At 72.3% G+C, this 26,606-nt stretch carries 26 protein-coding genes; 9 read left to right on the forward strand and 17 right to left on the reverse strand.

The genetic code is table 11. The features are described from left to right. Positions 1 to 13 precede the first annotated feature (13 nt). From fabG to AB0G17_RS16775, 5 genes are read right to left on the reverse strand one after another with little or no spacing between them, the layout of a single operon-like run. The gene (gene fabG, locus AB0G17_RS16755; protein WP_361382248.1) at positions 14 to 811 is read right to left on the reverse strand and encodes a 3-oxoacyl-ACP reductase FabG; all 798 of its coding nucleotides are present in this window, start codon (positions 809 to 811) and stop codon (positions 14 to 16) included. A 13-nt stretch (positions 812 to 824) separates the two neighbouring features. Beyond that, positions 825 to 1,082 (reverse strand): acyl carrier protein, encoded by a 258-nt coding sequence (locus tag AB0G17_RS16760; protein WP_361382251.1) that lies wholly within the window; start codon positions 1,080 to 1,082, stop codon positions 825 to 827. Continuing rightward, positions 1,079 to 2,392, reverse strand: a complete 1,314-nt coding sequence (locus AB0G17_RS16765) for a ketosynthase chain-length factor (protein WP_361382254.1) — start codon at positions 2,390 to 2,392, stop codon at positions 1,079 to 1,081. The genes AB0G17_RS16760 and AB0G17_RS16765 overlap by 4 nt, the downstream gene beginning before the upstream one ends. Then, complete coding sequence (locus AB0G17_RS16770; RefSeq protein WP_361382257.1) at positions 2,389 to 3,687, reverse strand: beta-ketoacyl-[acyl-carrier-protein] synthase family protein; 1,299 nt, start codon at positions 3,685 to 3,687, stop codon at positions 2,389 to 2,391. The genes AB0G17_RS16765 and AB0G17_RS16770 overlap by 4 nt, the downstream gene beginning before the upstream one ends. Before the next feature lie 10 nt (positions 3,688 to 3,697). Then, positions 3,698 to 3,955: an acyl carrier protein gene (locus AB0G17_RS16775; protein WP_361382260.1), complete on the reverse strand. Its 258-nt coding sequence runs from the start codon at positions 3,953 to 3,955 to the stop codon at positions 3,698 to 3,700. Between the two features lie 223 nt (positions 3,956 to 4,178). Here AB0G17_RS16775 and AB0G17_RS16780 point away from each other — a divergent pair, with 223 nt between their 5' ends. After that, positions 4,179 to 4,790, forward strand: coding sequence for a methyltransferase domain-containing protein (locus tag AB0G17_RS16780; protein WP_361382263.1), 612 nt, complete (start codon positions 4,179 to 4,181; stop codon positions 4,788 to 4,790). Between the two features lie 3 nt (positions 4,791 to 4,793). On the opposite strand, the gene AB0G17_RS16785 is transcribed toward AB0G17_RS16780, so the two are convergent. Together AB0G17_RS16785 and AB0G17_RS16790 are read right to left on the reverse strand one after the other, a co-directional pair. Continuing rightward, on the reverse strand, positions 4,794 to 6,677 hold the full coding sequence (locus AB0G17_RS16785; protein ID WP_361382266.1) for an ATP-binding cassette domain-containing protein: 1,884 nt from the start codon (positions 6,675 to 6,677) through the stop codon (positions 4,794 to 4,796). A 330-nt stretch (positions 6,678 to 7,007) separates the two neighbouring features. Further along, entirely contained in the window at positions 7,008 to 8,318 is a 1,311-nt protein-coding gene (locus AB0G17_RS16790; RefSeq protein WP_361382269.1) for a DUF6777 domain-containing protein, read from the reverse strand. A gap of 364 nt (positions 8,319 to 8,682) precedes the next feature. Here AB0G17_RS16790 and AB0G17_RS16795 point away from each other — a divergent pair, with 364 nt between their 5' ends. Then, entirely contained in the window at positions 8,683 to 9,906 is a 1,224-nt protein-coding gene (locus tag AB0G17_RS16795; RefSeq protein ID WP_361382385.1) for a streptophobe family protein, read from the forward strand. Positions 9,907 to 9,991: 85 nt separating this feature from the next. Here the strand turns inward: AB0G17_RS16795 and AB0G17_RS16800 are convergent, their stop codons facing one another. The 6 genes from AB0G17_RS16800 to AB0G17_RS16825 all read right to left on the reverse strand — a co-directional run bounded on the left by AB0G17_RS16800 (position 9,992) and on the right by AB0G17_RS16825 (position 16,681). Further along, complete coding sequence (locus AB0G17_RS16800) at positions 9,992 to 10,990, reverse strand: serine/threonine-protein kinase (RefSeq protein WP_361382272.1); 999 nt, start codon at positions 10,988 to 10,990, stop codon at positions 9,992 to 9,994. Continuing rightward, positions 10,990 to 11,667 carry a hypothetical protein gene (locus AB0G17_RS16805; RefSeq protein WP_361382275.1) on the reverse strand — a complete coding sequence of 226 codons (678 nt, stop codon included), beginning with the start codon at positions 11,665 to 11,667 and terminating at the stop codon, positions 10,990 to 10,992. The genes AB0G17_RS16800 and AB0G17_RS16805 overlap by 1 nt, the downstream gene beginning before the upstream one ends. Positions 11,668 to 11,676: 9 nt before the next feature. After that, positions 11,677 to 14,028: an FHA domain-containing protein gene (locus AB0G17_RS16810; RefSeq protein WP_361382278.1), complete on the reverse strand. Its 2,352-nt coding sequence runs from the start codon at positions 14,026 to 14,028 to the stop codon at positions 11,677 to 11,679. Positions 14,029 to 14,254: 226 nt separating this feature from the next. Further along, on the reverse strand, positions 14,255 to 15,046 hold the full coding sequence (locus AB0G17_RS16815; RefSeq protein ID WP_361382281.1) for an amino acid ABC transporter ATP-binding protein: 792 nt from the start codon (positions 15,044 to 15,046) through the stop codon (positions 14,255 to 14,257). A 7-nt stretch (positions 15,047 to 15,053) separates the two neighbouring features. Next, on the reverse strand, positions 15,054 to 15,854 hold the full coding sequence (locus tag AB0G17_RS16820) for an amino acid ABC transporter permease (RefSeq protein ID WP_361382284.1): 801 nt from the start codon (positions 15,852 to 15,854) through the stop codon (positions 15,054 to 15,056). Continuing rightward, positions 15,851 to 16,681 carry a transporter substrate-binding domain-containing protein gene (locus AB0G17_RS16825; protein ID WP_361382287.1) on the reverse strand — a complete coding sequence of 277 codons (831 nt, stop codon included), beginning with the start codon at positions 16,679 to 16,681 and terminating at the stop codon, positions 15,851 to 15,853. The genes AB0G17_RS16820 and AB0G17_RS16825 overlap by 4 nt, the downstream gene beginning before the upstream one ends. A gap of 224 nt (positions 16,682 to 16,905) precedes the next feature. On the opposite strand from AB0G17_RS16825, the gene AB0G17_RS16830 reads away from it, so the two are divergent. Together AB0G17_RS16830 and AB0G17_RS16835 are read left to right on the forward strand one after the other, a co-directional pair. Next, positions 16,906 to 17,733, forward strand: a complete 828-nt coding sequence (locus AB0G17_RS16830) for an SAM-dependent methyltransferase (RefSeq protein WP_361382290.1) — start codon at positions 16,906 to 16,908, stop codon at positions 17,731 to 17,733. Positions 17,734 to 17,911: 178 nt separating this feature from the next. Next, positions 17,912 to 18,580, forward strand: coding sequence for a DUF6445 family protein (locus tag AB0G17_RS16835; protein WP_361382293.1), 669 nt, complete (start codon positions 17,912 to 17,914; stop codon positions 18,578 to 18,580). On the opposite strand, the gene AB0G17_RS16840 is transcribed toward AB0G17_RS16835, so the two are convergent. Beyond that, positions 18,581 to 19,369, reverse strand: coding sequence for a putative protein N(5)-glutamine methyltransferase (locus AB0G17_RS16840; protein WP_361382388.1), 789 nt, complete (start codon positions 19,367 to 19,369; stop codon positions 18,581 to 18,583). It lies immediately after the preceding gene. A 114-nt stretch (positions 19,370 to 19,483) separates the two neighbouring features. Between AB0G17_RS16840 and AB0G17_RS16845 the strand changes: the two genes are divergently transcribed. Beyond that, positions 19,484 to 19,807: a putative quinol monooxygenase gene (locus AB0G17_RS16845; RefSeq protein ID WP_361382296.1), complete on the forward strand. Its 324-nt coding sequence runs from the start codon at positions 19,484 to 19,486 to the stop codon at positions 19,805 to 19,807. Positions 19,808 to 19,835: 28 nt separating this feature from the next. Here the strand turns inward: AB0G17_RS16845 and AB0G17_RS16850 are convergent, their stop codons facing one another. Then, entirely contained in the window at positions 19,836 to 20,261 is a 426-nt protein-coding gene (locus tag AB0G17_RS16850; RefSeq protein ID WP_361382299.1) for a hypothetical protein, read from the reverse strand. Between the two features lie 84 nt (positions 20,262 to 20,345). Between AB0G17_RS16850 and AB0G17_RS16855 the strand changes: the two genes are divergently transcribed. Together AB0G17_RS16855 and AB0G17_RS16860 are read left to right on the forward strand one after the other, a co-directional pair. After that, complete coding sequence (locus AB0G17_RS16855) at positions 20,346 to 21,059, forward strand: class I SAM-dependent methyltransferase (protein WP_361382302.1); 714 nt, start codon at positions 20,346 to 20,348, stop codon at positions 21,057 to 21,059. Positions 21,060 to 21,222: 163 nt separating this feature from the next. Continuing rightward, a complete protein-coding gene (locus tag AB0G17_RS16860) occupies positions 21,223 to 21,408 on the forward strand; it encodes a hypothetical protein (protein WP_361382305.1) in 186 nt (61 codons plus the stop codon). A 51-nt stretch (positions 21,409 to 21,459) separates the two neighbouring features. Here the strand turns inward: AB0G17_RS16860 and AB0G17_RS16865 are convergent, their stop codons facing one another. After that, positions 21,460 to 22,980 (reverse strand): carotenoid oxygenase family protein, encoded by a 1,521-nt coding sequence (locus tag AB0G17_RS16865; RefSeq protein WP_361382308.1) that lies wholly within the window; start codon positions 22,978 to 22,980, stop codon positions 21,460 to 21,462. 243 nt (positions 22,981 to 23,223) lie between these two features. On the opposite strand from AB0G17_RS16865, the gene AB0G17_RS16870 reads away from it, so the two are divergent. Then, entirely contained in the window at positions 23,224 to 23,640 is a 417-nt protein-coding gene (locus AB0G17_RS16870; protein WP_361382311.1) for an SsgA family sporulation/cell division regulator, read from the forward strand. A gap of 142 nt (positions 23,641 to 23,782) precedes the next feature. Here AB0G17_RS16870 and xylB read toward each other — a convergent pair whose 3' ends face one another. After that, entirely contained in the window at positions 23,783 to 25,255 is a 1,473-nt protein-coding gene (xylB, locus tag AB0G17_RS16875; protein WP_361382314.1) for a xylulokinase, read from the reverse strand. Positions 25,256 to 25,420: 165 nt separating this feature from the next. On the opposite strand from xylB, the gene xylA reads away from it, so the two are divergent. Further along, a complete protein-coding gene (gene xylA / locus AB0G17_RS16880; RefSeq protein ID WP_361382391.1) occupies positions 25,421 to 26,590 on the forward strand; it encodes a xylose isomerase in 1,170 nt (389 codons plus the stop codon). The last annotated feature ends 16 nt before the right edge of the window (positions 26,591 to 26,606 follow it).

A 26,606-nucleotide genomic window follows, 5' to 3' on the forward strand; every position in this document is an offset into this window, starting at 1 on the left:
CTCCTCCTGAGCCTCAGTAATTGCCAAGGCCGCCACAGACGTTGAGGGCCTGTGCGGTGATGGCCGCCGCCTGCTCGCTGACGAGGAATCCGACGAAGGCGGCCACCTCGTCGGGTTCGGTGTAACGGCCGAGCGGGATCTTCGCCTCGAAACGTGCCAGTACGTCGTCCTCGGTGACGTTCCACAGGTCGGCGTAGTGGCGGCGCACATCACCCGCCATCTCGGTCTCCACGTAACCCGGGCACACGGCGTTGACGGTGACGCCCGTCCTGGCCAGTTCGAGGCCGAGCGCCTTGGTGAAGCCCACCACGCCGTGCTTCGAGGCGGAGTACGGGGCACCCAGCACGACCCCCTGCTTGCCGCCGGTGGAGGCGATGTTGATGACCCGCCCGCCCGCGCGGCCGCTGAGCCCGCCGGTCGTCAGGGCCTCCCGGGTCACCAGGAAGACGCTGTTGAGATTGGTGTTGATCACGTCGTGCCACAGCTCGTCGGAGAGCTCCGCGGTGGTTCCGCCGCCGCTGCGGCCCGCGTTGTTCACGAGCACCTGGACGGGGCCGAACCGCTCCACGGCGCCCTTCACCCACGCCCGCACCTGGGCGGGCGAGGTCACGTCGCAGGCCGCGCCCGCCGCCGTGAACCCACGCTCCGTGAGGTCGTCGACCTCGGCGGCGACGGCCGACTCGTCACGGGCGCAGAGGAAGACCGGGTGCCCTCTTTCCGCGAGGGTGCGGGCCACGGATCGGCCGATGCCCCGGGTGGCGCCGGTGACGAGCGCCGGGCCGGGCGGGGGAGTTGCGGTGTTCGCGGTCATCGTGGTGGTCCCTTCAGGCCGCGGCGGACAGGGTCTGGTTGACCAGCCGGAGGAAGGCGCGCGGGGTGTCCGCGCCGGCCACGTCCTCGTCGCTGAGGTCGGCCCCGTAGCGGCGGCCGACCTCGGCCGCCGTCTCCAGGACGGCGAGCGAGTCGTATCCGAGGTCGGTGAACAGGGCGTCGAGCGCCTGCTCGGTGAGGTCGGAGTGCTCCTCCTCGCCGGCGCATTCGATGAGGATGCGCTTGAGTTCGGGGAATGTCAGCTCGCTCATGCGGGGGACGCCTCTCGTGATGGCCGGTCGGTGCGGGGGTGCTCGGGCCGGTCCTGCGGTGCGGTGACCACCAGGGCCGAGTTGAATCCGCCGTGTCCCCGGGCCAGGACGAGCGCCGCGCGGACGCGGGCCTCCCGCGGCGCGCCCCGCACCAGGTCCAGGCGGTGGTCGGCAACGGGCCGTTCGACGTGGGCGGTCGGCGGGATCACCCCGTCCCGTACGGCGAGCAGCGCCGCCGCCACGTCCAGCGGGGGGCCGCCGCCGGCGAGCCGTCCCGTGAGGGTCTTGGGGGCGGTGACGGGGACGCCGTAGGGGCCGAAGACGGACGCGATGGCCGCGGCCTCCGCGTCGTCGAGCGCGGGGACGCCGGCCGCGTCGGCGAACACCACGTCGATGTCGCCGGGCCCGAGTCCGGCGTCGTCGAGCGCGAGGCGGGCCGCCCGGGCGAGCCCCGGCGGCCGGCCCGAGCCCGGGCGCGGATCGAAGGTGGAGGCGTGGCCCGCGAGGCGCCCGTACACCTGATGGGCGCCCCTGGCGCGCGCCTGTGCGGCGTCCTCCACGACGAGGATCGCGCCGCCCTCGCCGGGTACGTGCCCGGTGGCCTCGGCGTCGAACGGCAGATAGGCGCGGCGCGGATCGCTGGAGCGCGACAGACGTCCGCTGGAGTGGTGCGCCACGAATCCCCAGGGGTCGAGAGCGGACTCGACGCCTCCGGAGACCACCAGCGACGAGCCCTTGCCCAGCGTGCGCCGGGCATGGCCGAGGGCGTCGAGGCCCCCGGCCTGTTCGGCGACGAGGACGCTGCTGGCGCCGCGCAGCCCGTGACGTATCGAGATCTGGCCGGTGTTGGCGGCGTAGAACCAGGCGAACGACTCATAGACGCTGACGTGCTGCGGGCCCCGGGTCCACAGCTTGCGGATCTCGCGGTGGGTGAAGGCGAATCCGCCGGTGGCGTTCGAGGTCACCACACCCGTGGCGTACTCCGGCAGGGCCGCCGGGTCCGCGCCGGAGTCCTCCAGGGCCCAGTCCGCGGCGGCGAGGGCGAGCCGGGTGACCCGGTCCGTCTGGGGCAGCAGCCGCCCCGGGAGGTACTCGGCCGCGTCGAAGCCGGTGATGAGTCCGGCCAGGGGCGAGGGGTAGCGGGAGGCGTCGTAGTCGCGGACCGGCTCGATCCCGCTCTCGCCGCGGAGCGTCGCGCTCCACCACGCCTCGGCGCCCAGGCCGTTGGGGGCGACGATGCCGATACCGGTCACGACGGCCTCGCCCCGGGCGGACTGCGGCGGGGCGGTCACCGGTGCGGGCGCCGTCATGCCGCGCTCCTCGACCGGCCCCGCGCGTCGCGGGAGAGGACCATCGCGCTCTGGAAACCGCCGAATCCGCTTCCGACGCTCAGGACGGTGTCGAGCGCTCGCTCCCGTGCCTCGTTCGGTACGTAGTCGAGGTCGCACTCGGGGTCGGGTTCGTGCAGGTTGGCGGTGGGCGGCACCACCGCGAACTCCATGGCCAGTGCGCAGGCGGCGATCTCGATCGAGCCGATCGCGCCCAGCGAGTGCCCGACCATCGACTTGATGGAGCTGACCGGCGTCCGGTAGGCGTGCTCGCCCAGGGCCCGCTTGAACGCCGCCGTCTCGTGGCGGTCGTTCTGCCTGGTGCCCGAGCCGTGGGCGTTGATGTAGTCCACGGCGCCGCCCGGCAGCCGCGCCTCGGTGAGCGCCGCCGAGATCGCCTCGCTCATCTCGCGCCCGTCCGGCTTGAGACCGGTCATGTGGTACGCGTTGCAGCGCGACGCATAGCCGGACACGAGCCCGTAGATGTGCGCGTCCCGGGCCCGGGCGTGCTCCAGCTCCTCCAGGACGAGCATGGCGGCGCCCTCGGCCAGGACGAAGCCGTCCCGGGTGCGGTCGAAGGGACGGGAGGCGTGCTCCGGGTCCGCGTTCCGGGGAGAGGTCGCCTTGATTGCGTCGAAGCAGGCGGCGGCGATGGGCGAGATCGGCGTGTCCGTACCGCCGGCGAGCATCACGTCGGCGCGGCCCTCCGCGATGAGGTCGCGCGCGTACCCCACGGAGTCGAGCCCCGACGTGCAGCCCGTCGAGACCACCGCCGCAGGCCCCTCGGCTCCCACCACGGCGGCGACCTCGGCCGCCAGCGAACTGGGCACGAAGGCGTCGAAGAGGTGGGGCGAGAGATACGAGCCGTCCACCTCCCACTGCCGCCCGCTGTCGCTGAGCACCAGGTACTCGCGCTCCAGGCTGGTGGTCCCGCCGACGGCGCTGCCGACGCTGACACCGATGCGCTCGGGGTCGAGCGCGGCGAACTCGAGACCGCTGTCGGCGAGGCACTCACGGGTGCTCACCACGGCGAACTGGGCGGCGCGGTCGAGCCTCCGGATCTCGCGCGGCGACAGACCGTACCGCTCGGGGACGAAGTCCACTTCGGCCGCCATCTGCGAGCGGAAGCGGGAAGGGTCGAAGAACGAGATGGCGCGGCTGGCCGACCGCCCGGAGATCAGCAGATCCCAGAACGCCTTCCGCCCGATACCTCCGGGGGCCACGACCCCGATGCCGGTGATGGCGACACTTCGGCTCACTGGAGCAACTCCTCGCAAGGCGTGGGGATCACCGGTCCGCCGGGATCCGGGTGGCTACGTAGGCGATGAGGGAAGCGGGGGTCCGCAGCTCGTCGAGCGCCTCGTCGGGGATGGTGACGTGGTAGTCGTCCTGCACCCGCATGGCGATCTCGTACACGACGAGGGAGTCGTAGCCGAGGTCGCCGAACTCCGTCTCCAGGACCGACTCGTCCAGCGCGGCGGCGTCCGCCCCGTCGAAGCAGAGCTCCACGATCTTCCGGAATTCGGTGAGAGTGAACCCGCTCATAACGCACCTTCCGTCGATGTGCCCGTCACCGTCAGCGCGCGGCCTCGACCCCCGGTCGAGCTCTGCTGGACGTACGGCTGAGGCGCGGGGCGGGCCGGGCGCGGTGGCCAACGGGCTCCTGGAGAGACGCGGCGCCGCTCTCCAGCGATCCTCTAGGAGGCGCGAAGACCATCCGACGCAGCTCTTCTCCCGTCGTGTTCTCCATGGATTGGACGCCGACCAGATGAACCCTCTGCTCCTGCAGATCCTCGACCCCATCTTCGGCCGCCCGCGGGGCATCCCCGGCGTGATCGGAGGCGCGATCATGTCGCGCGGCAACGCGGAACAGGAGGCGTGGGCGGTCGAGCACGCCGATCTCGCCCCCGGCAAGCAGGTGCTGGAGATCGGTCCCGGGCCCGGCGTCGGGCTCGCGCTGGCCGCCGAGGCCGTCGCCCCCGGCGGCCGGGCGATCGGCGTCGACCCTTCCGCCACCATGCGCGCCCTGGCCCGCCAGCGCTGCGCTCTGCACCTCGCCACCGGCCACGCCACCCTGCGCGAGGGAACCGCGGACGACACCGGCCTGCCCGATGCGTCGGTGGACTCGGCGATCTCCGTCAACAACGTCACCCTCTGGGACCGCCAGGCCGCCTACAAGGAACTTCAGCGCGTACTGCGACCCGGCGGTGTCCTGGTGATCGTCCATCACCGCCACACCATGAATACCAGCCCCGAACAACTCCACGACGAGCTCGTCGAGGCGGGCTTCGCCGACGTGACCCTCGACGTCCGCGGCCGCACCCTCAACCGCGCCGCGGTGGGCATCCTGGCCCGTCGCCCGGGGGCGGCCCCGGCCTGAGCCCTACCGGTCCTGCGACAGCGCGTGCAGCTCGCTGAACAGCCCCCCCGAGTGGAGCAGGTCCTCGTACGTGCCCTGTTCCGTGATGCGGCCGCGTTCCATCACCACGATCCGGTCCGCCATGCGGGTGTTCTCGATACGGTGGGTGACCACGATCGTGATGCGGTCGCGGGCCGTGTCCTTGAGGACCGTGAACATCCGGTGCTCGCCGCGCGCGTCCATCTCCGACGTCGGCTCGTCCAGGATCAGCACCGGCGGGCGGCGGTAGAGCGCGCGGGAGCAGGCGAGGCGCTGCCACTGGCCGCCGGAGAGCTCGCTGCCGCCCCACAGCTCGCGGGCGAGCAAGGTGTCGAGGCCGTGGGGCAGCTCCTCCACCGCCGTGCGCATCCCGACCGCGTCCACGGCCTCCCAGACCGGAGCGTCGTGGTGGGTGCGCGGCTGGCCCAGGGTGACGTTCTCCCGTACGGCCAGCGGCCATTGGCCGAAGAACTGCGGGACCAGACCGGTGCGGCGCCACACCGTCTCCGGGTCGGCGGCCGCCACGTCGACGCCGTCCCAGACCACCCGGCCCTTGTCGGGCAGATAGAGGCCGGTGATGAGGCGGGTGAGGGTGGACTTTCCCGAGCCGTTCTCGCCGACCACCGCGACGACCTCTCCCCGGCGCAGGGTGAGCGAGACCCGGTTCACGGCGGGTGCCTCCTTGTTGGGGTACTGGTAGACGACCTCGTCGAGGCGGATCTCCTCCGGTTGCTCGGGTGCGGTCAACGCGCCCCGTTTCGGGGCGCGTTCGGCGGCGAAGTCGAGGAACGTGCGCATGTCGGCCAGGTACAGGCTGGTGTGGAACATCGCCGCCCCGTAGGCGACGAGCTGCGACAGGGCGCTCAGCGAGCTCTGCACCGCGACCACCGCCGTCGCCGCGACGCCCAGCTCGACCCGGCCGGTGACGGCGAGCCAGGCCAGGGTGGCCCAGGCCGCGAGGAGGAAGGCGCCGCCGAGCGCCGAGGTGGCCAGGGCGATCCGCAGCAGCCGGGGTGCCATCGCGAGGGTGCGGCGGTCGATGCGCTCGGACAGCGAGCGGTACCAGAACATCAGGTAGCCGGTCATGCCGTTGGCCCGCACCTCGTCCGCGAGCTTGGGCGTGGTCGCCCACCAGCGCATCATCCCGCGTACGTTGCGGTCGCCCACATTGGCGTAGTGCGTCTCGTAGTCGACGCGCGCCGACATCACGGCGCCCGCCCCGGCGGGCAGGACGGCGAGCACGAGCAGGGCGAGCATCAGCGGGTGCAGCACCGTGAGGACACCCGCCGCGGCCGCCATGCGGATCAGCGACGCCATGAACTGCTGGGCGTCGCGCACCATCAAGTTGGTCCGCATCACGCCCATTTCGGCCGCCTCCTGGCGGTCCGCGAACCCCTCCTCGCCGTACGCGGCCGCCTCCACGCGGCACACCGCCTCGACCATGTCGGCGTCGGCCGCCGTCATCAGCAGCGGGGTGATCCTGCCCTCCGCGTACGACGCGAGTGCGGACGTCACGCGCGCGACGCCGACCGCGACGGCGATGACCAGCAGCGCCGGTAACGCCGCGTCGATCCGGTCGGACGCACGGCCCTCGCCCAGGATCGGCGCCATGGCCCGGGAGGTGGCGCCGAGGAGCATCGCCGCCGCGAGCCCGGTCACGATCTGGCAGACCAGCAGCAGGAGGACGGAGCCCCGGTCGATCCGCCAGGCCATCCGGCAGGTCTGGCCCAGCACGGACGGCAGCCGTCCGCACATCTGCCGGAACGAGGCCCCGCCGAGCGGGTTCTTGCCGTAGTGCCCCGCGAAGGTGATCTCGGCGGGCGGGGGCGGCGGCACCGCGGGCGCCGACGGCGTCGCGTCGCTGCTCACGCCCGCCTCCCCGTGGCCGACTGATCGAACACCAGATGAACGTCTGTGACCTGAGTGCGGGCATCCACGGCGACTCCTCGGATGGCGGTTGCGGAACCTGACGTATACACAACGCTGCTGATCAGCGAGGGGTCACGGCCGAGTCGTCGAGAAAAAGTTCGATTGCGGGGAGCGGAACGTTTCGCAACGTTGGGGCGACTGGGTGAGGCGCCCGTGATCCGCAGTTCGAATCACCCGGGAGTGGACCGGCACCCGATACGGGGATTGCCGGACGCCCGGGACCTGCCCTATGAGGGACGGCTTGTGGGGGACCGAGAAGGTGGCCTCGGGTCAGTAACCGCCCGGCGCCGACGGCGTGTTGCTCGTCCCCGGGGCGTACGGGGTCGAGGTCTCCGGCCGCGGCGCCGACGTCGTCGGGGGCTGCGGGGAAGGGGACGCGGACCGCGCGGTCTCACCGGAGGTGGGCGACGAGCCGTACGGCGTCTGCGCCGTCCCCGGCGGCGTCGTCTTCTTGTCGCCCGCGCCCGTGTCGCCCTTGGGGCGCGAGAACCACTCGTCGTGGTCCGGGTCGAACATGACGAACCGGTCGACCGTATGGGTGGCGGGGGCGACGACGGCCACGTTCGACGGCTGGTACGCGGGCCACGCGTCACCCGTCGGCTTGGGCGTGCCCTGCTGGGCGACCGCCGGCATCAGCGGGTTCCCGCAGGCGCAGCGCACCCTCGGCACGCCCCGGTCGTCCACGAGCACGGCCGTACCGGCCTGCAGAACGGCCTGGTAGGAGGTCGGAGAACCGTTTCGGTAGCCGTGGTTGGTCACCCTGGTGTCAACGCGGAGCTGTACGGGGGTGAGGGAGCGCAGGTACGTGGGCACGGCGTCCTGGGCGATGCTCAGGACGGACGCGAACGCCTTGTTCTTCGCCGGTTCCGCCGCCAGCGCGGCGATCTGCTTCTCCACGTCGCAGCTCGCCTTGTTGCGCGTACCGCCGTAGAGGCCGGGGGCCGAACCGTCCACGCCGCGCGTCACATTGGCCGAGGCCGGTGCGGACGCGCTGGGCAGGGAGGGCGGGGACGGGGGCGGGGAGCTGTACCGCGCGCTCGACGGAGTGAACGGCTCCGGGCCGTCCTTGCCCGCCGCCTGGAGGAAGACCTCGCTGCTCGCGCCCTTCTTGCCGGACGAGCCGTCGGGGCGGGTGAAGACGAGGACGAGGGCCACGGCGGCGACGATCGCGCCGGTGGTGAGAGCGATACGGGGGGCCGAGCGCCACCAGGGGCGGTCGGGGCGGCCCTCCTTGCCGGGGGTGGCGCCGTCGCCCGGACCCTTGCCGGAGCCGCGGTCGCCGGGACCTCCGGGGCCTCCGGGGCCTCCCGGGCCCCCGGGGCCGGTGCCGGATGGTCCGCTTCCGTCGCCTTTGCCACCCGAGCCACCCGGGCCACCCGTACGCCCCGGCCCCGAAGGCCCGCCCGCCCCGCCGCCCTCGCCCGTACCGACCGCGATCGTCTCGTCGTGGCCGCCGCCGCTCGTACCGCCCTCACCGCCGCCGCTCGGCGGGCCCGTGGGCCGGCCGGGCTGGGAGGGGCCCGAGAGGGGGCCGGACGGGGGGCCGGTGGGACGGCCGGAGGGGGGAGGTTCGACGCTCACGAGCTCTTCTTCCCGGCGTTGGGGTCCCGCGGGGGTGCGGGGCACTCGGCCGAGGCAACCCTGCGTGACCGCGGCCTGCGCCGGCCCAGGGGCCGGAGCGGCAGCGCGCCCGGGCGGTCCGGCTCGTCCTTCGTGCGCGACGGGTCCGGCGCGTCCTCGACCTGCCCATTGTGTGCCCGGGCCCCGGCCCGGCCGCAAGCTGACGCGGTCGGCCCCCCATGACGGGCGTACCGCTCCGACGCTGCTTAGCGTGACACTCGTGAGCCAGGACAAACCGCCCGATTCGTCAGAGGACGAGGGAACGCGACGCGCGCGCCACGGCTGGGTCGAGGCCCTCGTGGCGGTGCTGACCGGTCTGATCGCCATGGCCGTCGTCGCCGCTCTCGGGCTGCTCGCGGCCGGCGCGGCGGACCTGCCCGACAACGCCTTCCCAAGCGTCGTCGCGGCCGTCGTCGTCATGGCGGTCGGCGGCTCCGTCGACGTCAAGGGCGACGCCGGGCTGATCGGCGAGACCAACGCCGGTCTGAGCGTGCTGCCGCTCTCCGTCACGCTCGTCGGCGCGCTGCTCGTCGCCGCCGGGTTCCTGCGGCCGCTGCGGCACCGAGCCGTGGCGAGCGCCCGTGAACTGGCCGCCTGGGCCGCCCGGGTGGCCGTCCTGTGGCTGCTCGCGCTCCTCGGCCTCTCGTTCCTCGCCCGCAAGCGGTTCACCATTGGGCTCGGGAACGGGACCATCGGCGACATCGGGGATCTGCTGGGCGCCACGCCCCAGGTCGGGTTCGAGACCGATGTGCCGCTCACCCTGCTCTACGGGCTGCTCTGGCTCGCGGGGCTGCTCTTCCTCGCCCTGGTGGTCTCCCGCAAGGCCCCGCTGCCCGCCCGGCTGCTGCGCTTCCAGGAGTCGGTACGCCCGGCTGCCTTCGCGATGGTCGTGCTGCTGCTGGCGTACGTGGCGCTGGGCGTCGTCGTGGGGCTCGTGGTCGCGGTGGTCAAGGGGCATACGGCCGAGACCTTCGCGGTGATCCTGCTCGGCCTGCCGAACCTCGTCTGGCTGGCGTTCACGCTCGGGCTCGGCGCCTCCTGGGAGGGCCGGGTGGACGGGCCGTTCGGGCTGCCCATGCCGCACGTACTGGACCAGGTGCTGCGTACACCCGACCTCTCCACCCTCAATCTGAGCACCGTCGCGGACTACGACGGACGGGTGTGGTGGCTGCTGGTGGTCGCCGCCGTGCTGGTCCTGGCCGCGGGTTTCCTGATGGCCGCCCGGTCGCCCGCTCGCGTACGGGCGTGGCAGCACGCCCTGCACCTGGCCCTCGCGCTCGCCCTGACCGTGCTGGCCGTCTCTCTGCTCGCCCGGATCTCCGCGCACTACGGACTCTCGCTGCTCGGCATCGGAGACATCGGCGGCGGCCTCTCGGGCCAGGTCTCCCTCAAGCCGCGCCTGTGGACGGGGCTGGGCTTCGCCGTGCTCTGGGGCCTGGTCGCGGGCTTCCTCGGCAGCCTCCTCGCCCGGCGGGTGCGGCGGCGCGGAGAGGTGGAGCCGGAGGGAGAACGGGCGCCCGCCGACCGCCCCGAGGGACCGTCCCGGTAGACCGGGCGCGCCCCCTCACCTCACCTCTACCGCTCGCCTCGACCCCTGACCTCGACCCCTCACCTCACTCCCTGACCCCAACCCCTCACCCCAGCCCCGGAAAGACCGGCCGCGCCCACTCCGGCGGCTCGGGCGCCGGTCCCGGCGGCTCCGGCGCGCCGGGCGCCCGCAGATCCACCTGGGTCGGCGGATGGCCCCCGGGCCCCGTGCCCTTCGCCGCCGACCGCAGCGCGGCCACGAACTCCAGACACGAGCCGTACCGGTCGTCCGGGCTCTTGGCCAGCGCCTTCGCCATCACCCCGTCGACCCCGGCGGCGATGTCGGGCCGCTTCCCGGTCAGCGCGGGTGGCAGGTCGTACTGGTGCGCCCACAGCAGCGCCATGTCGTCGTCGCGCTGGAACGGCGGAGAGCCCGCCATCGTCTCGTAGACCACGCACGCGAGGCTGTACACATCACAGCGGCCGTCCACCGGGCGGCCGGAGATCTGTTCCGGCGCCACGTAGTCGAGCGTGCCGACGAACTGGCCGACCGTGGTGAACCCGGTCAGCGACAGCGACTTCTTCGTCAGACCGAAGTCGGTGAGGTACACGTGCTCGGGGTGGTCGCTGTCCGTGCCCTGCGCCACCAGGATGTTGCCCGGCTTCACGTCCCGGTGTACGAGGTCGTGCTCATGGGCGGCGTCCAGCGCGGAGGCCACCTGGGCCGCGATCCGGGCCGCCGTCGCGACCGGCAGCGGGCCCTCCTGGTCGAGCAGCGCCCGCAGGTCGCGACCGGCGACGTACCGCATGGCGATGTACAGGACCCCGTCGGTTTCCCCGGCCTCGAAGACCGGCACGATGTGCGGGTGGTCGATCGCGGCGGCCACCCGCGACTCGTGGGTGAAACGCTTCCGGAAGGTGTCGTTGCGGGCGAGTTCGGGGGCGAGCAGCTTCAGCGCGACCTTGCGTTCCAGACGCAGGTCCTGGGCCTGGTACACCACGGCCATTCCGCCGCGCCCGATCTCCCGCTCGATCCGGTACCCGGCGATCCGCCGCCCGACGAGGTCGGCCGGCCGGCCGGCGTACAGGTCGCTCTCGGGTGTCATCAGGCGTCACCGGGCCAGGAGTGGGCGCCGTCCATGCCCTCGGGCTCGGGCCCGTCGCCGTTCGGGCCGACCACCCGGGTCGCGTCGTACGGGGCCGCGCTCGGGCTCCCGTCGGGCGGGGGCCGGTCGTCGGGCACCGCAGGCGTCCCGGACGGCTGCCCGGACGCGTCGGGCACCGCAGGCGTCCCGGACGGCTGCCCGGACGCCGCGAACGTGCTCAGCCGGGTCCCGTCGCAGTACACCCACCGCTCGTGTTCCGCGTCGTACAGCCACATCGCCTCGCCGTCGACGACCATGCCGGCCCGCAGCCCCTGGGTGCGCCGGTGAAACGTCTCGCCGTCGAGGCGGCCCGCTGCCAGGTCCTCCGACGCGCTGCGGTAGCGGCTCAGCATGTCCTGGACGCGGGCGAGGAGCGGACGCGGGTCGGCCGTACGGGCCAGGGGCGCACCCGGCACCGGCGGCCCCTGCGGGACGGTGACCAGGAGGCGGCCGTCGACCCACGCCGACCAGGAGTTGGCGCACAGGATCCGGGCCCAGTCGCCCCGCCGGTCGATCACCCGCACCGGCAGCAGCGCGTCCAGCGGCACGGTCGGGCGCCCGGGGTCCGGGCTCTCCCAGGCGGCGAGGCCACCGGGCGGGACGACATGGGTGGGAAGGAAGTCCACGGGAGCGCTCATCGCGGCCGCCTACTTCCGCATCACGGCGGGCTCGTGCCGCCGCAGCAGCCGGGCCACCAAGTAGCCGAAGAGCACGGACAGGGCCACCAGCATGCCCATGTTGAGCAGCCACACAGCCGTCTCGTGCTTGAACAGCGGGTCGCCCGTCAGCTCGCCCGGCACGATCCTGGAGAGCCCGATCGTGCCCGCCATCCCGCCGAGCGCCCACCGGGAGGGGATCAGCCAGGCCAGCTGCTCGATGCCCGGGACGCCGTGCAGCTTCAGCAGCGCGCCGCAGAACACCACTTGGACGATGGCGAGCAGCACCAGCAGCGGCATCGTCACCTCCTCCTTGCGCACCAGCGCCGAGACCAGCAGGCCGAGCATCATCGCCGTGAACGCGAGCAGGGCCACCGCCACCGTGATCTCCACCAGTGGTGGCAGCACGACGCCCTTGCCGCCCGGCGCGCCCAGGTTGACGCCCAACAGCGCCACCAGCGTCAGGACGACGGCCTGGAGCACGGTGATCGTCCCCAGGACCACCACCTTGGACATCAGATACGCGGATCTGGACAGGCCGACGGCCCGTTCGCGCTGATAGATCACGCGTTCCTTGACCAGCTCCCGTACGGCGTTGGCCGCGCCGGTGAGGACTCCGCCGACACACAGGATGAGCAGCGCGTTCATCGCCGTCTCCTGGGTCAGCTTGCTGCCCGCCAGGGCACGCGCCATGGCGCCCATGACGAAGGGCAGCGCGATCATGATGGCGAGGAAGGTCCGGTCGGCGCCGAGCGCGGCCGCGTACCGGCGCACCAGGGTGCCCAGCTGGGCGCCCCAGCTCTGCGCCTTCGGCGGCGGTCCCACGACCCGGGCGGCGGCGGCCCCTTCGAGGTGCGGCTGCGCACTGGAGCCGACCACGTACCGCTGGTGGAAGCGCGAGCGGGCGTACTCGCCCGCCCAGTCCCGCTGCTGGTCCCGCTCGAACGCCTCGAACGCCTCCGGCCACTCCCCGAAGCCGAAGAAGCCCAGGGTGTCGCGAGGCGGCCCGTAGTACGCGATGTGCCCGCCGGGGGCGAGGACGAGGATCCGGTCGCAGACGTCGAGGCTCAGGACGCTGTGGGTGACCACGATGACGGTGCGGCCGTCGTCCGCGAGGCCGCGCAGCATGTGCATCACCGAGCGGTCCATGCCCGGGTCGAGCCCGGAGGTGGGCTCGTCGAGGAAGAGCAGCGACGGCTTGGTCAGCAGTTCGAGGGCGACGCTCACGCGCTTGCGCTGGCCGCCGGAGAGGCTGTGGATGGGCTGGGCCGCGCGCTGCTCCAGACCGAGTTCGCCGATCACCTCGTCGACCCGGGCGCGGCGCTCCTCCTTGGCGGTGTCCTGCGGGAAGCGCAGCTCGGCGGCGTATCCGAGGGCCCGGCGCACGGTCAGCTGGGCGTGCAGGATGTCGTCCTGCGGGACCAGCCCGATGCGCTGGCGCAGCTCCGCGTAGTCCCGGTAGAGGTCGCGGCCGTCGTACAGGACCGTGCCCCGGTCGGCGGGGCGCAGCCCGGTCAGGGCGTTCAGCAGGGTGGACTTCCCGGCGCCGCTGGGGCCCACCACGGCGAGCAGGCACTTCTCACCGACCGGGAAGGAGACCTGGTCGAGCAGGGTCTTGCGGCCCCGGTCGACGGCGACCGTGAGGTCCTGGACGTCGAGCGAGACCTCGCCGGTGTCGACGTACTCCTGGAGCTCGTCCCCGACCAGGCAGAACGCCGAGTGGCCGACGCCGACGATGTCGCCGGAGGCGACCCGGGCGCGGGTGACGGGCTGGCCGTTGAGGAAGGTGCCGTTGTGGCTGTCGAGGTCGAGGATCTCGTAGCCGCCGTCCGGCAGGGCGCGCAGTTCGGCGTGCCGGCGCGAGACGACCAGATCGTCGACGACCAGGTCGTTCTCGGGGGCACGGCCGATCCGTACGGTACGGGTCGGCAGCGGCCGCACCGAGGTGGGCTGCCGGAAGGCGCCGGTCGCGGACGGCACGGACACGGCGGACGGCCGCTCCGGGGCGCGGACCGGCGGAGGCGCGCGGCCCACCAGGACGGCGCGTGGGCCGTCGGCGGGGCTGCCGAACCGGATGACGCTGCCGGGGCCCACGCCCCACTCGTGGACGCGGCGGCCGTCGGCGTACGTTCCGTTGGTGCTGCCCTCGTCCTCGACCGTCCAGTGACCGCCTGCCACGCGCAGCACCGCGTGGTGCCACGAGACGCGGGCGTCGTCGATGACGATCTCGCTGAGGGGATCGCGCCCGACGTGGTAGTCCCGGCTCGGGCTCATCACCGTGGAGCCGGTGTCGGTCTCCAGGACGAGCTCGGGCGCTGTCGGCGCGGCAGACCGCTCTCCCATGGGGGAAATTCTACCTATTGGTCCGCTTGTGTGCCCTGCGATGAGTGAGGCCTTACCGGCGCTATACCACCGGTAAGGCCTCAGCGCCCATCGAGCCGCCGGGGCAGCTGCTCGGCATCACCGCGCGGGTGACACGTGACCGGGGCCTGACGCCACATCAGAACCCGGCTCTTCGCGTCGGTCTCGGGTGTCCGCCCCCGGCGGGCCCGGAGGCGGACACCGCGCATCAGCCGGGCTCGTCCCCGGGCGGCAGGTGTGAGGTCGGGCGGGCCTCCGCCGCCGGGTCCAGGATGCGGTTGAGGAAGTTCCGGGTCCGCTCCTCCCGAGGGGCGCCCACGACCTGCTCGGCCGGACCCTGCTCGACGATGACGCCGCCGTCCATGAACACCACCCGGTCCGCGACCTCCCGGGCGAAGCTCATCTCATGGGTGACCACCATCATCGTCATGCCCTCGCCCGCGAGCACCCGCATCACCGCGAGGACGTCCCCCACCAGCTCCGGGTCGAGCGCCGAGGTCGGCTCGTCGAAGAGCATCACCTCGGGGCCCATGGCGAGCGCCCGGGCGATGGCGACGCGCTGCTGCTGTCCGCCGGAGAGCTGCGCCGGATACGCGTCGGCCTTCTCGGCGAGCCCGACCCGGTCCAGGTTCTCGCGGGCCACGGCGGCTGCCTTGGCCTTGTCCCGGCGCAGCACCCGGCGCTGCGGCAGGACCAGGTTCTCGGTGACCGTGATGTGCGGGAAGAGGTTGAACTGCTGGAAGACCATGCCGATACGGCGGCGCACCGCGTCGATGTCGACATCCAGGTCGGTGACCTCGGTGCCGCCGACGAAGACCTGCCCCGCGCTCGGCTCCTCCAGCAGGTTCACACAGCGCAGCAGCGTCGACTTGCCCGACCCGGAGGGGCCGATGACGCACACCACCTCGCCCCGGGCGACCTCCAGGTCGATGCCGCGCAGCACCTCGTTGTCCCCGAACGACTTGCGCAGCCCGCGGATCTCGATCTCGTTCTGTGGCATCGCTTCCTCACCTCGCCCGGTCGGCGCGGGCCTCTAGGCGGCGCACCACGAAACTCAGGGGCACGGTCACCATCAGGTAGCAGAGCCCGGCGACCAGGATCGGGGTGGAGTTGGCGCTCTGGCTGGCCAGGTCCCTGCCGTACTTGGTCAGCTCCCGCTCCTCCAGGGTGACCCCGAGGAACAGCACGAGCGAGGAGTCCTTGAAGAGCAGCACCAGTTCGTTGGTCAGCGGCGGGATGACGATCCGGAACGCCTGCGGAATGATCACCGACACCATGGCCCGGGCGTGCGAGAACCCCAGCGAGCGGGCCGCCTCCATCTGCCCCTTGGGCACGGCCTGGATGCCCGCACGGATGGTCTCCGCCATATAGGCCGCGGCCACCAGACCGAGCCCGAGGGCGACCTTTCCGTACGTACCGCCGGGGATCTCCGTGCCCGGGAACGCCAGCGGCACCGCCACGCCCACGAAGATGAAGATCAGCAGGGCGGGCAGTCCCCGGAACAGCTCGATGTAGATGCCCGCCACCCATCGGTAGGGCGCCACGGACGAGAGCCGCATCAGCGCGACCACCAGACCGAGCACCAGGCCGAAGGCGAAGCCGGAGAGCGTGTACACGACGGTGTTGCGCAGGGCGATGGTGATGATCTCCGGGAAGAGCTTCCCGATGAGGTCGGTCTGCGCGAACTGGTTCCGCAGCCGGTCCCAGTCGGCGAGCACGCCGATGGTGATCAGCACCGCCACGAAGACCGCGTACTGGATGCCCTGCGAGACGCGCCTTCGTTGACGCCTCGTCAGGCGGGAGGTCACGACTGGGCCTTGGGCAGCGGCCCGATCCACTGTTCGTAGAGCCGCTTGTACGTGCCGTCCGCCTTGGCGTCCGTGACCGCCTTGTTGATGGCGTCGAGGAGCTTGGTGTTGCCCTTCTTGACCGAGAAGCCGTACTGCTCGCCGGTCGAGATGTTCTCCACCAGGGCGAACCGATCGGCGTTGGCCTTGTCCTTGAGCCAGCCCTGGACCACCGGGTAGTCGATCACCACGGCGTCGACCTGGCCGGTGCGCAGACCGTTGAGCACCGCGTCGGAGCTCTCGAAGGCGACCGGGTTGAAGCCCTTTCCGGTGGCATAGCTCTCGCCGGTGGTCTCCGCCTGCGCGCCGAGCTTCTTGCCCTTGGCCTTGAGGTCGGCGAGCGAGGTGACACCGCTCTTCTTGGTGGCGAGGAGCGCCTGGGTGGCGTCGAAGTAGGGGACGGAGAAGTCGACGTTCTTCTTGCGCTCCTCGGTGATGGTCATACCGGCGGCGGCGAGGTCGCACTCGCCGGAGTTGAGGAAGGCACCGGTCTTGAAGTTCTCGAACGGAGTGTCGAGGATCTTCTGTTCGACCTTGAGGTTCTTGGCGACGAGGTCGATCAGCGACACGTCGAAGCCCACGACCTTGCCGTTCTGCTCCGACTGGAACGGCGGATACGGCAGATGGGTGCAGGTGGTCAGCTTGCCCTTCTTGACCACGGGCACCCCGCCCGCGGCCTCCCCGGAGCCGCCGTCGCCCGACGAGCACCCGGTGGTCGCGAGCAGCAGCCCTGCGGCGGCGGCCGCGGCGGTGGTCAGATTGCGGATACGGTGAGCCGTCCTGGTCACGGTTGACCTCCATCGATACGAGGGTGGCTGAGGAGCGGAACCGTTCAGCCATGATCGTATGAGACTGGGGGTGACTTCGCCCGGGAACCCGGCAGGCGCGCCGATGACGTCATCCGGACACCCGCCTGCCCGGGGAACCGGCCGACCGGGTTCCGGGACGCGGGTCAACTTGGCCATCTAGGCTGATCATTGACAGTTCCACCAGGCCCCAGGAGACGACGCCCGTGACCGAGAACCCGGCCCACCTCGATGCTCCCGAGCACGTTCGGAGCAGGATCAACACCTCCCAGCCGCACACGGCCCGGATCTGGAACTACTGGCTCGGCGGCAAGGACAACTACGAGGTCGACCGCGAGGTCGGCGACCAGATCCGGCAGCTCCACCCCGGCATCGGCGACTACGCGCGCGCCGACCGGCTCTTCCTCGGCCGGGCCGTGCGCCACCTGGTGGCCGACCGGGGCATCCGGCAGTTCCTCGACATCGGCACCGGCCTGCCCACCGCCGACAACACCCACGAGGTGGCGCAGCGCATCGCGCCCGAGTCCCGGATCGTCTACGTCGACAACGACCCGCTGGTGCTCGCCCACGCCCGCGCGCTGCTGACCAGCACGCCCGAGGGGCGGACCGACTACCTCGACGCGGACCTGCGCGACGTGGACAGCATCCTGGAACACGCCTCGAAGACGCTGGACTTGTCGCAGCCGGTCGCGCTGATGCTGCTCGGCGTGGTCATCTTCATCGAGGACGACGCCCAGGCGTACGGCCTGGTGCACCAGCTGATGGAGAGGCTGGCCCCCGGCAGCTACCTGGTCCTCTCGCACACGGTGACCCACCCCGAGATGCCGGACGTCGACCAGGCGGTGGCGTTCTGGAACGAGCACGGCACCCCCAAGCTCACTCAGCGCACCCCCGAGCAGACCGCCCGCTTCTTCGACGGCCTGGAGGTCCTGGAGCCCGGCGTGGTGTCGTGCTCGCGCTGGCGGCCCGAGGAGGCGCCGGGCGGCGAGCCGGCCGAGGTGGCCATGTTCGGCGGCGTCGGCCGCAAGGCCTGACCTGCGCCGAAGTCGTCTCCTGGGACGAAAATGGGTCCGCCTTTGCCATCGCGGGGACCTCCCGCCGGGATGTCCCCGCAATGCGCCCTTCGTCACCGCGGAGGCTTCACCGCCCCTTGAAAGAAGGTTGACCAACTCACGGACAGATGCAGAGGGTTACGGACGTAGGTTCGGCCGCATGTCCCCCAACCCCTCCCTCCCGGTCCTGCCGTACCGCAAACCCACGCGCGGCCGGGACTACTGGGTCCTCGACGACGTCCTGCCCAACGTCGACGAGGTCCGCGCGCGCTGCCTGGCCAAGGACGACTGGATCGAGGGGTACCCCCGCAAGCCCGAGACCTGGCCGGGGCTGCGCACCATGCCGGGCCTGGAGCCCGCCGAACTCGCCCGGGTGGAGCGGCTGGTCAAGAAGGCGACCGGCGCGCGCGAGCTGTGGCTGCAGAAGGCGCCCGGCGGCGCCACGCTCAACCACAACTGCGTCCAGGTCGTCGGCAGGGACGAGAGCGAGCCGCGCCCGCACACCGACTCGCGCGCGCTGTGCCGGTACGCGGCCGTGCTCTACCTCAACCCGGACGTGCCCAAGGACTGCGGCACCAGCTTCTACCGGCAGAGCCTGCCCGGCGGCGTCCTGGGCGGCAATCTGGTCGCGGCGCCGCACACCAACCTGGTCGAGGCGCTCGGCACCCGGTTCGTGCCGCCGGACTCCTTCATCGAGGACGTCCGCGTCCCGCACCGCTACAACCGGCTGCTCCTCTACAACGCCAACATGATCCACACCGCCACCGGCTACTGGGGCAGCACCATCGAGGACAGCCGGATGACGGCCGTCTTCTTCTGGATGGCCTGACTATCCGGCGGGGGCGGCCCGGGTGGCGACGACGACCGTGGCGTACCGCTCCTCACAGGTCGCCACGCGCGCGACCAGGCCGCCCCCGGTGACCGCGGCGACGGCGAGCGGCACCTGGCGCTCGCTCGTCTCGAAGAGCAGATGCCCGCCGGGTGCCAGCCAGTGCGCCGCCTCGGCGGTCACCCGGCGCAGCACGTCGAGGCCGTCGGCGCCGCCGTCGAGCGCCACCCGCGCCTCGTGGACGCGCGCCTCCGAGGGGAGCAGTTCGATCTCCTCGCTCGGCACGTACGGCACATTGGCGAGCAGGACGTCCACGCGGCCCCGCAGACCGGCGGGGAGCGCGGCGAACAGGTCGCCCTGATACGTCCGGCCCCCGGCGGCGGCGACGTTGCGCCGGGCGCACTCCACGGCGGCCGGGTCGATGTCGGCCGCGTGCAGCTCCGCCCGGCCGAGCCCGGCGACCAGCGCCGCGCCCAACGCGCCCGAGCCGCAGCACAGATCCACCACGACCGCCCCCGCCGAAGCGAGCGGAACGGCCTGCTCCACCAGGAACTCGGTACGGCGCCGGGGCACGAAGACACCCGGCTCCAGCGCGACCCGTACACCGCTGAACTCGGCCCATCCCAGGACGTGTTCGAGCGGCAGTCCCTCGGCGCGCCGCGCCACCATGGCGTCGAGCTCGGCCGGGGTGCGGGCCGTCGAGATCAGCAACTCCGCCTCGTCCTCGGCGAAGACACAGCCGGCGGCGCGGAGCCGGGTCACGACGGTGGAGCGGGAAAGCGCGGTAATGGGTCTCACCTGGGGGTCTGGGTCCGGAAACCTGCGGGGCGCGGTCACCCTACCCCCGGGCGTGTCCCACCGCCGACGTGATTAATCCGTGCATAGCGTGCATAGAATGACTGAATGATCTTTATCGTCGTCAAGTTCCCCGTGAAGCCCGAGTACGCCGACGAGTGGCCCCGCCACCTCGCGGACTTCACCAGCGCCACCCGCGCCGAGCCGGGCAACCTCTGGTACGAGTGGTCCCGCAGCCTGGAGGACCCCACCACCTATGTCCTGGTCGAGGCCTTCCAGGACGGCGCGGGCGAGGCGCACGTCAACTCCGACCACTTCCGGGCGGCCATGGAGACGATGCGCCCGCTCCTACGCCGCACCCCCGACATCGTGAGCACGACGATCGAGGGTGCGACGGGGTGGAGCGCCATGGGCGAGCTGAAGGTCGACTAGCCCTTCAGGGCTCGCGACGGCGTTGACGTCACTTCACGGTGACGGTCACCGTCGGGGAGACGGTCTTGCCGTCCATCACCCGCAGCTCCTCCTTGCCCTTTTTGTTCACCTTGTACTCCAGGGAGTAGCTGCTGCCCTGCTTGATGGTGGTGTCGGCGTGCAAGGTCGTCCACTTGCCGTTGTTCTTGTGCTGGAGCACGACCTTGCTGCCGACGGACAGCCCCTTGGACCGGCCGGTGAAGGTGACCTTGTCACCCACCTTCGCCTCGGTGACGCTCGCCTTGATGGTCAGCGAACCCGGCGCCGCCGACGCGTACTTGCTGCCGCTGGGCGACGGTTTGGGGCTCGGCGTGGCGGCCGTGGCGAGCGCGGCGGATCCGCCGGCGAGCAGGGCGAGGGACAGGGCGCCTGCCGCGGCCATCCGGGCACAGCGGTGTGTCAGAGTGGACTTCACGATTGCTTTCTCCCGTCTCGGCGGCTCCCCATCCAGCCGATTGGTACCTTTTCTGAGGCTTTACGAGGCTATATGGTCAGGCCGATGTCCGCTTCTCAGGGCCCTACTCTGCGTGAACTCGCCGTCCAGGCACTGTCGTCGGTCGAGCACGGCTACGACCTGCTCGCCCCGAAGTTCGACCTCACTCCGTACCGCACACCGCGGCCGGTCCTCGACGCCGTCACGCACACCCTCGCCGGGCTCGGTCCCTTCGGCCGCGGCCTCGACCTGTGCTGCGGCACCGGCGCGGGCCTGGACGTGCTGCGCGCGGTGTGCCGCGAGCGGGTCACCGGGGTCGACTTCAGCGCCGGGATGCTGACGGTGGGCCGGGAGCGAGCGGCCGAGGACGTCGACTGGATCCGCGCCGACGCCCGCGCCCTGCCGTTCCGGGACGCCTTCGACCTGGTGGTGAGCTTCGGCGCGTTCGGGCACTTCCTGCCCGGCGAGCGGCCCGGGCTGTTCGCCCAGGTCCGCTCGGTGCTGCGACCGGGCGGCCGGTTCGCGTTCCCGGTGGCGGCGCCCGCCCGCCCCGGCTCCCTCGGCTACTGGACCCTGCTCGGCTTCGACACCGCGATGCGGGTGCGCAACGCGCTGTGGCGGCCCCGATTCGTCATGTACTACCGGGACTTCAGGCTCGCCGACGTCCGCACGGAGCTCGTCCGCGCCGGCTTCCGCGTGGAGACGTACGCGCTGGAGGAGCTCGGGCGGCGTCCGGACGGCAGCCCCCGGTGCCGCCTCGTGGTCGCGACGGCCCGCTGAGGACAGGTCGCCACCTGGGGTGATGACCCCTGGTGACGCTCGTGTGGCGCGTGGTGAGCGGCGGTCGTAACGTGACGGAGGTGGTTTTCACCCGTCTGCCGCGACGACGCGGCGGATCGGTATTCGACACTCTCGGGGTCACGAGGTGAGAGCCTTGCCCTCCGTGCACTTTCCTCTGATGCTCGCGCTCGCCGCGGGCGCGTTCTTCCTCTGGCGCAAGGGCGGCACCAAGCTGTCCCACGCGCTGATCTGCGCCGGTTTCGGCTTCTACTTCGCCGATACGGCGGCCGCCCCCTCGCTGCACAGCGCGGTCAACTCGGTGGTCGGCATGCTCAGCCAGCTCGGCTGAGCATGCCGACCACGGCACCGCGCCCGCTCATGTGCCCGCTCGGCTGCCCGCTCAGGCGTCCGCGACCCAGCTGCCGTGGAAGCCGAGCGGCACCCGCCCCGGCAGATGGATCCGGGCCACCGGACGGCCGGTGAAGTCCTGCGCCGCGAGGATCAGCAGATCGGCGGCGCCGCGCTCCGGATTGTGGACGTACGCCAGGGTGTAGCCGTCGTCCTCCGCGGCCCCCGGGGCCGGATCCGGCCCGTGCGCGGGCACGAAGACCGCCTCGCCGACGGCGGCGCCACGGGGGAGCCGGTGGAGCTGCGAGGTGCCGCGCAGGAAGTCGTGCTTGATCAGGGCGTTGCCGAAGGAGCGGTCCGGCGGCACACCGTCGGCCGTCAGATACGCGGTAGACATCTCGGCGGCGGCCGCGGTGTATCCGTACCGGTGGCGCCGGGACACCAGCGCCTCGTTGACCCGGGGGAACTCCTGCGGCCGGTCGTCGAGCCGCCGCGTGTGGACGCGGCCGTGCGCCAGGTCCACGGTCCAGCGGTCGAGCGAGGCGGTCCCGAGTGCGGTGGGGCCGTCGGATCCCTTGCCCGCGACGTGGAAGGGCGCCGGGAACGTGGTGAGTTCGACGACCACCGAGGACCCGTGGTCGTAGGCGTTGAGGGTGTGCGAGTAGAAGACGGGGTCGACCTCGAACCAGCGGACCTCTCCTCCGGCGCGGGGCATGACGCCCACCCGCGCCGGGTGCCGGTCGTTCCACACGTACGGAACGGGCGCGCCCGCCCCGGCCGCCGCCGCGTCGAAGGTGACGGGCAGGTCGAAGAGGACCATGTGCCGCTCGGTGAGCGCGAAGTCGTGCATCATCGGGCTGTCGGCGACGGGGATCCGCGTCGTCCGGGCGACCCGCCCGGTCCGGTCGACCACGAGGTGCCGCACGTGGTCCCAGGTCGGGTAGTAGGTGACGGCGTGCAGCTCGTCGGCGTGGGCGTCGTACTTGGTGTGCGCGGTGAAAGCGCCGCTCAGCGTGGAGCGGAAGTCGTACGGGCGCAGGGTGTTGAGCTCCCCGTCGAGCTCGTACGGCAGCGGCCCGCTCTCCTGGAGGGCGAGGATGCGGCCCTTGTACGGGATGACGTGCGTGTTGCAGGCGAAGTCGTCCTCGGGGACGGGGCCGGGGTGCGGTTCGCCGAGCTTGCGGCTGACGGCGGCCGAGCGGACCCACCGGTTGCGGTACCACTCGGCCCGCCCGTCCCGCAGCCGCACCCCGTGGACCATGCCGTCCCCCAGCATCCAGTGGTGCGCCCGGGGGTCCTCCAGGCCGAGCACATTGGGGCCGGTGCGCAGATAACGCCCGTTCAGCGAGCGGGGGATGCGGCCGGTGACGGGGAGGTCGAAGGCGGTGAGCTCTTCGGTGACGGGGGCGAAGGCCCCGTGCAGGAAGGGCCGGCCGGTGGTGGACTGTGCCGGTGTGCGCGCTGTGCTTCGTCCGGCGGCGATCGCGACCGTTCCGCCACGTGCGGCGAGCAGTCCCCCCGCCGCCGCGCCCGCCGCGCCGCGCAGCACGTTCCGCCGTGTGTGACCGTTCATGTCAGGGCCCCCTGCTTCCACGTTCGTCCGACCTGTCGTCCACGATCGTCGGCCCCGGCGGGGGTCCCGGTCAGGAGGTCTGGACCCCGGAGCGGGGTGGTGCCAGGCCCCCTCTTCGCGGTCCGGCCGGCCGAACCGCAATCGGGTCTTTCGCACGAAATCTCAAGCAAGGTGTTGAATATGCGACTATTGAGATGATGTGATGCAGGTCACAGATCGGGAGTGGCAGCAAGGAGCGAGTCGATGTCCACCACCGTCGAACAGTCCGTCCTGGCCCGCCTCGTCACCGACGCACCCCAAGGCGTCCCCGTCCCCGTCACCCTCAGCTACGACGGCTCCGACCCGCTGGCCGTCCGCATGGTGTTCCCGCCCGAGGTCTCGCTCCACGACGACGGCGTGACCTGGGTCTTCGCCCGCAACCTCATCGACCGGGGACTGCGCGCCCCGGCCGGCACCGGCGATGTGCACGTGTGGCCGCTCGGACGGACCCAGACCATGGTGGAGCTGCGCTCCCCGGACGGTCTGGCGCTCCTCGAATTCGGCACGGCGGCACTGCGCCGCTTCCTCGTCCGCACCTACGCGGCCGTCTCCGCCGAGGCCGAGAACCAGGACCTCGACATGGACAGCGCCCTGGCCGAGCTGCTGCGCGAGAGCCGGTGAGCGTGAGTACCCGGCCCGTCAGCCCGCGCTCGGGTCCGGCACCCGCCCCGGCGCGCCCAGGAAGGTGAAGTGGCGGCCGGAGTCGGCCAGTGATCCGATCGCCGCGGAGGCCTCGATGTGCGGGGTCACGTGAGCGATCGGTTCACCTCAGGACCGGCGCCGCCCGGTCGAGGACGGAGGCGATGCGCTCCCACGTCGCGCTGTCCCGGGCTGCCGGCTCCAGCGCGGCGCCCTCGCCCGTGCCCCACGCGGCAGCCGTCGCCACCGGGTCCGCGCCGCTGACGGCCGCCGCGGCGAGCGCGGCGGCGCCGAGCGCGACCAGCTCGGTCGCCCGGGGGACGATCAGCGGCCGCCCGGAGAGCCGTCGTACGGTCTCGACCCAGGTACGGCCCCGGGCGCCGCCACCGATCAACCGCAGCGGACGGGCCGCGGCCTCCGGGCCGGCGGGGTCGAGGCCACAGGTGCGCAACAGGTCGTCGAGGGCGCGCAGGGCGGTGAACGCCGCGCCTTCGTAGGCCGCGCCCAGGAGCTGGGGTCCGGTGGTGGCGTGGCGCACGCCCGTGAGCAGTCCGGCGGCGGTCGGCAGGTCCGGGGTGCGCTCGCCGTCGAGGTACGGCAGGAGCACCGCCTCGCCGCCGGGCTCGGCGTCGTCGCGGCCGAGCCCGAGCAGGGCCGCCACCTTGTCCACGGCGAGCGTGCAGTTGAGGGTGCAGGCGAGCGGGAGGAAGGTGCCGTCGGTGGCGGCGAACCCGGAGAGCGCGGGCGAGGCGGGCCGGGTGCGGGTGGCGGCGAAGACCGTCCCGGAGGTGCCGAGGCTGAGGACGGGGTGGTCGAGCAGGCCCGCGCCGCCGAGCCCGAGCCCCACGGCGGCGGCCATGTTGTCGCCCGTCCCGGCGGCGACCGCGATCCCGGCGGGCAGTCCGAGCGCCTCGGCGGCCCGGGCGGTCAGCGATCCCACCCGGGTGGCGCCGGTGGGGGCGACCTCGGGCAGCAAGCGGGCGTCCAGGCCGAGGAGTTCGAGGAGCTCGGGGTCGTAGGAGCCGGTCGCCGTCGAGTACCAGCCGGTGCCCGAGGCGTCCCCGGGGTCGGTCGCGGCGGCGCCCGAAAGGCGTTCGGTGAGGAAGTCGTGGGGGAGGCGGATCCCGGCGGCGGCCTCGGCGTGGACGGGCTCGTGCTCGTACAGCCAGCGCCACTTGGCGGCGGTCACGGCGGCGACGGGCACCGAGCCGGTGCGCGCGGTCCACGCGTCCGGGCCGCCGAGCGCCTCGGTGAGGGCGGCGGCCTGCGGGGCCGAGCGGGTGTCGTTCCAGAGCAGGGCGGGGCGCACGGGCCGTCCGGCGCGGTCCAGGACGACCAGGCCGTGCTGCTGTCCGGCGACCGCGATGCCGGTGACGGCGGACGTGTCGACCCCCGCCTCCTTCAGCCCGGCCGCGACCGCCTCGCACAGCGCTTGCCACCACTGCTCGGGGTCGCTCTCGCGGGCCCCGGCGGAGCCGTCGACCCGGTGCGGGGCGCGGCCGAGGGCGAGCGGCCGCCCGGTCTCCGCGTCGGCGACCAGCGCCTTGGTGGACTGGGTGGAGCTGTCGACGCCGATGACGACCGGGGCCTGCGGCACGAGGGCATCCCTTCTGCTGCGAGCGAGTATTTGAGCGTGCGCGAAACAAATTAGGTGAAGCTCCGGGGTTACGGAAGCCGGAGTGGTCGTGGCATATTAATCATGTCAGTAAACAAATAGCAGCAGGGGCCCGTCGGGGTGCCCCGCACCGAGGTGGACACGACGATGACGGAACGCTTCACTCCCACCCCCGAGGACAAGTTCACCTTCGGTCTGTGGACCGTGGGCTGGCAGGGGCGCGACCCGTTCGGCGACGCGACCCGCCCGCCCCTCGACCCGGTCGCGACCGTCCACCGGCTCGCGGAGCTCGGGGCGTACGGGGTGACCTTCCACGACGACGACCTGATCCCCTTCGGTTCGTCCGACGCCGACCGCGACGCCCACATCAAGCGGTTCCGTGCCGCCCTGGACGCCACCGGCCTCGCGGTGCCGATGGCCACCACCAACCTCTTCAACCACCCCGTCTTCAAGGACGGCGCCTTCACCGCCAACGACCGGGACGTACGCCGGTACGCGCTGCGCAAGACGATCCGCAACATCGACCTGGCGGTGGAGCTCGGCGCCAAGGTGTACGTGGCGTGGGGCGGTCGTGAGGGTGCGGAGTCCGGGGCCGCCAAGGACGTACGGGTGGCGCTCGACCGGATGAAGGAGGCCTTCGACCTGCTGGGGGAGTACGTCGTGGGGCAGGGCTACGACCTGCGGTTCGCGGTGGAGCCCAAGCCGAACGAGCCGCGCGGGGACATCCTGCTGCCCACGGTCGGGCACGCGCTCGCCTTCATCGAGCGCCTGGAGCGGCCCGAGCTGGTCGGGGTCAACCCGGAGACCGGGCACGAGCAGATGGCCGGACTCAACTTCACCCACGGCATCGCTCAGGCGCTCTGGGCCGGAAAGCTCTTCCACATCGACCTCAACGGCCAGTCCGGCATCAAGTACGACCAGGACCTGCGGTTCGGCGCGGGGAACCTGCGCGACGCGTTCTGGCTGGTCGACCTCCTGGAGACGGCGGGCTACCAGGGCCCGCGCCACTTCGACTTCAAGCCGCCGCGCACGGAGGACGCCGACGGGGTGTGGGTCTCGGCGGCCGGCAACATGCGCAACTACCTGATCCTGCGGGAGCGTTCGGCGGCGTTCCGCGCCGACCCGGCGGTACAGGAGGCGCTGCGGGCCTCACGCCTGGACGACCTCGCCCGCCCGACGGCGGCGGACGGCCTGGACGGGCTGCTGGGTGACCGCTCGTCCTTCGAGGACTTCGACGTGGAGGCGGCGGGGGCGCGCGGCATGGCGTTCGAGCAGCTGGACCAGCTCGCGATGGAGCATTTGATGGGGGTGCGCTGAGGGGGATGCGGTGAGG

It is taken from the genome of Streptomyces sp. NPDC023838, assembly GCF_040639555.1.
Classification (GTDB): domain Bacteria; phylum Actinomycetota; class Actinomycetes; order Streptomycetales; family Streptomycetaceae; genus Streptomyces.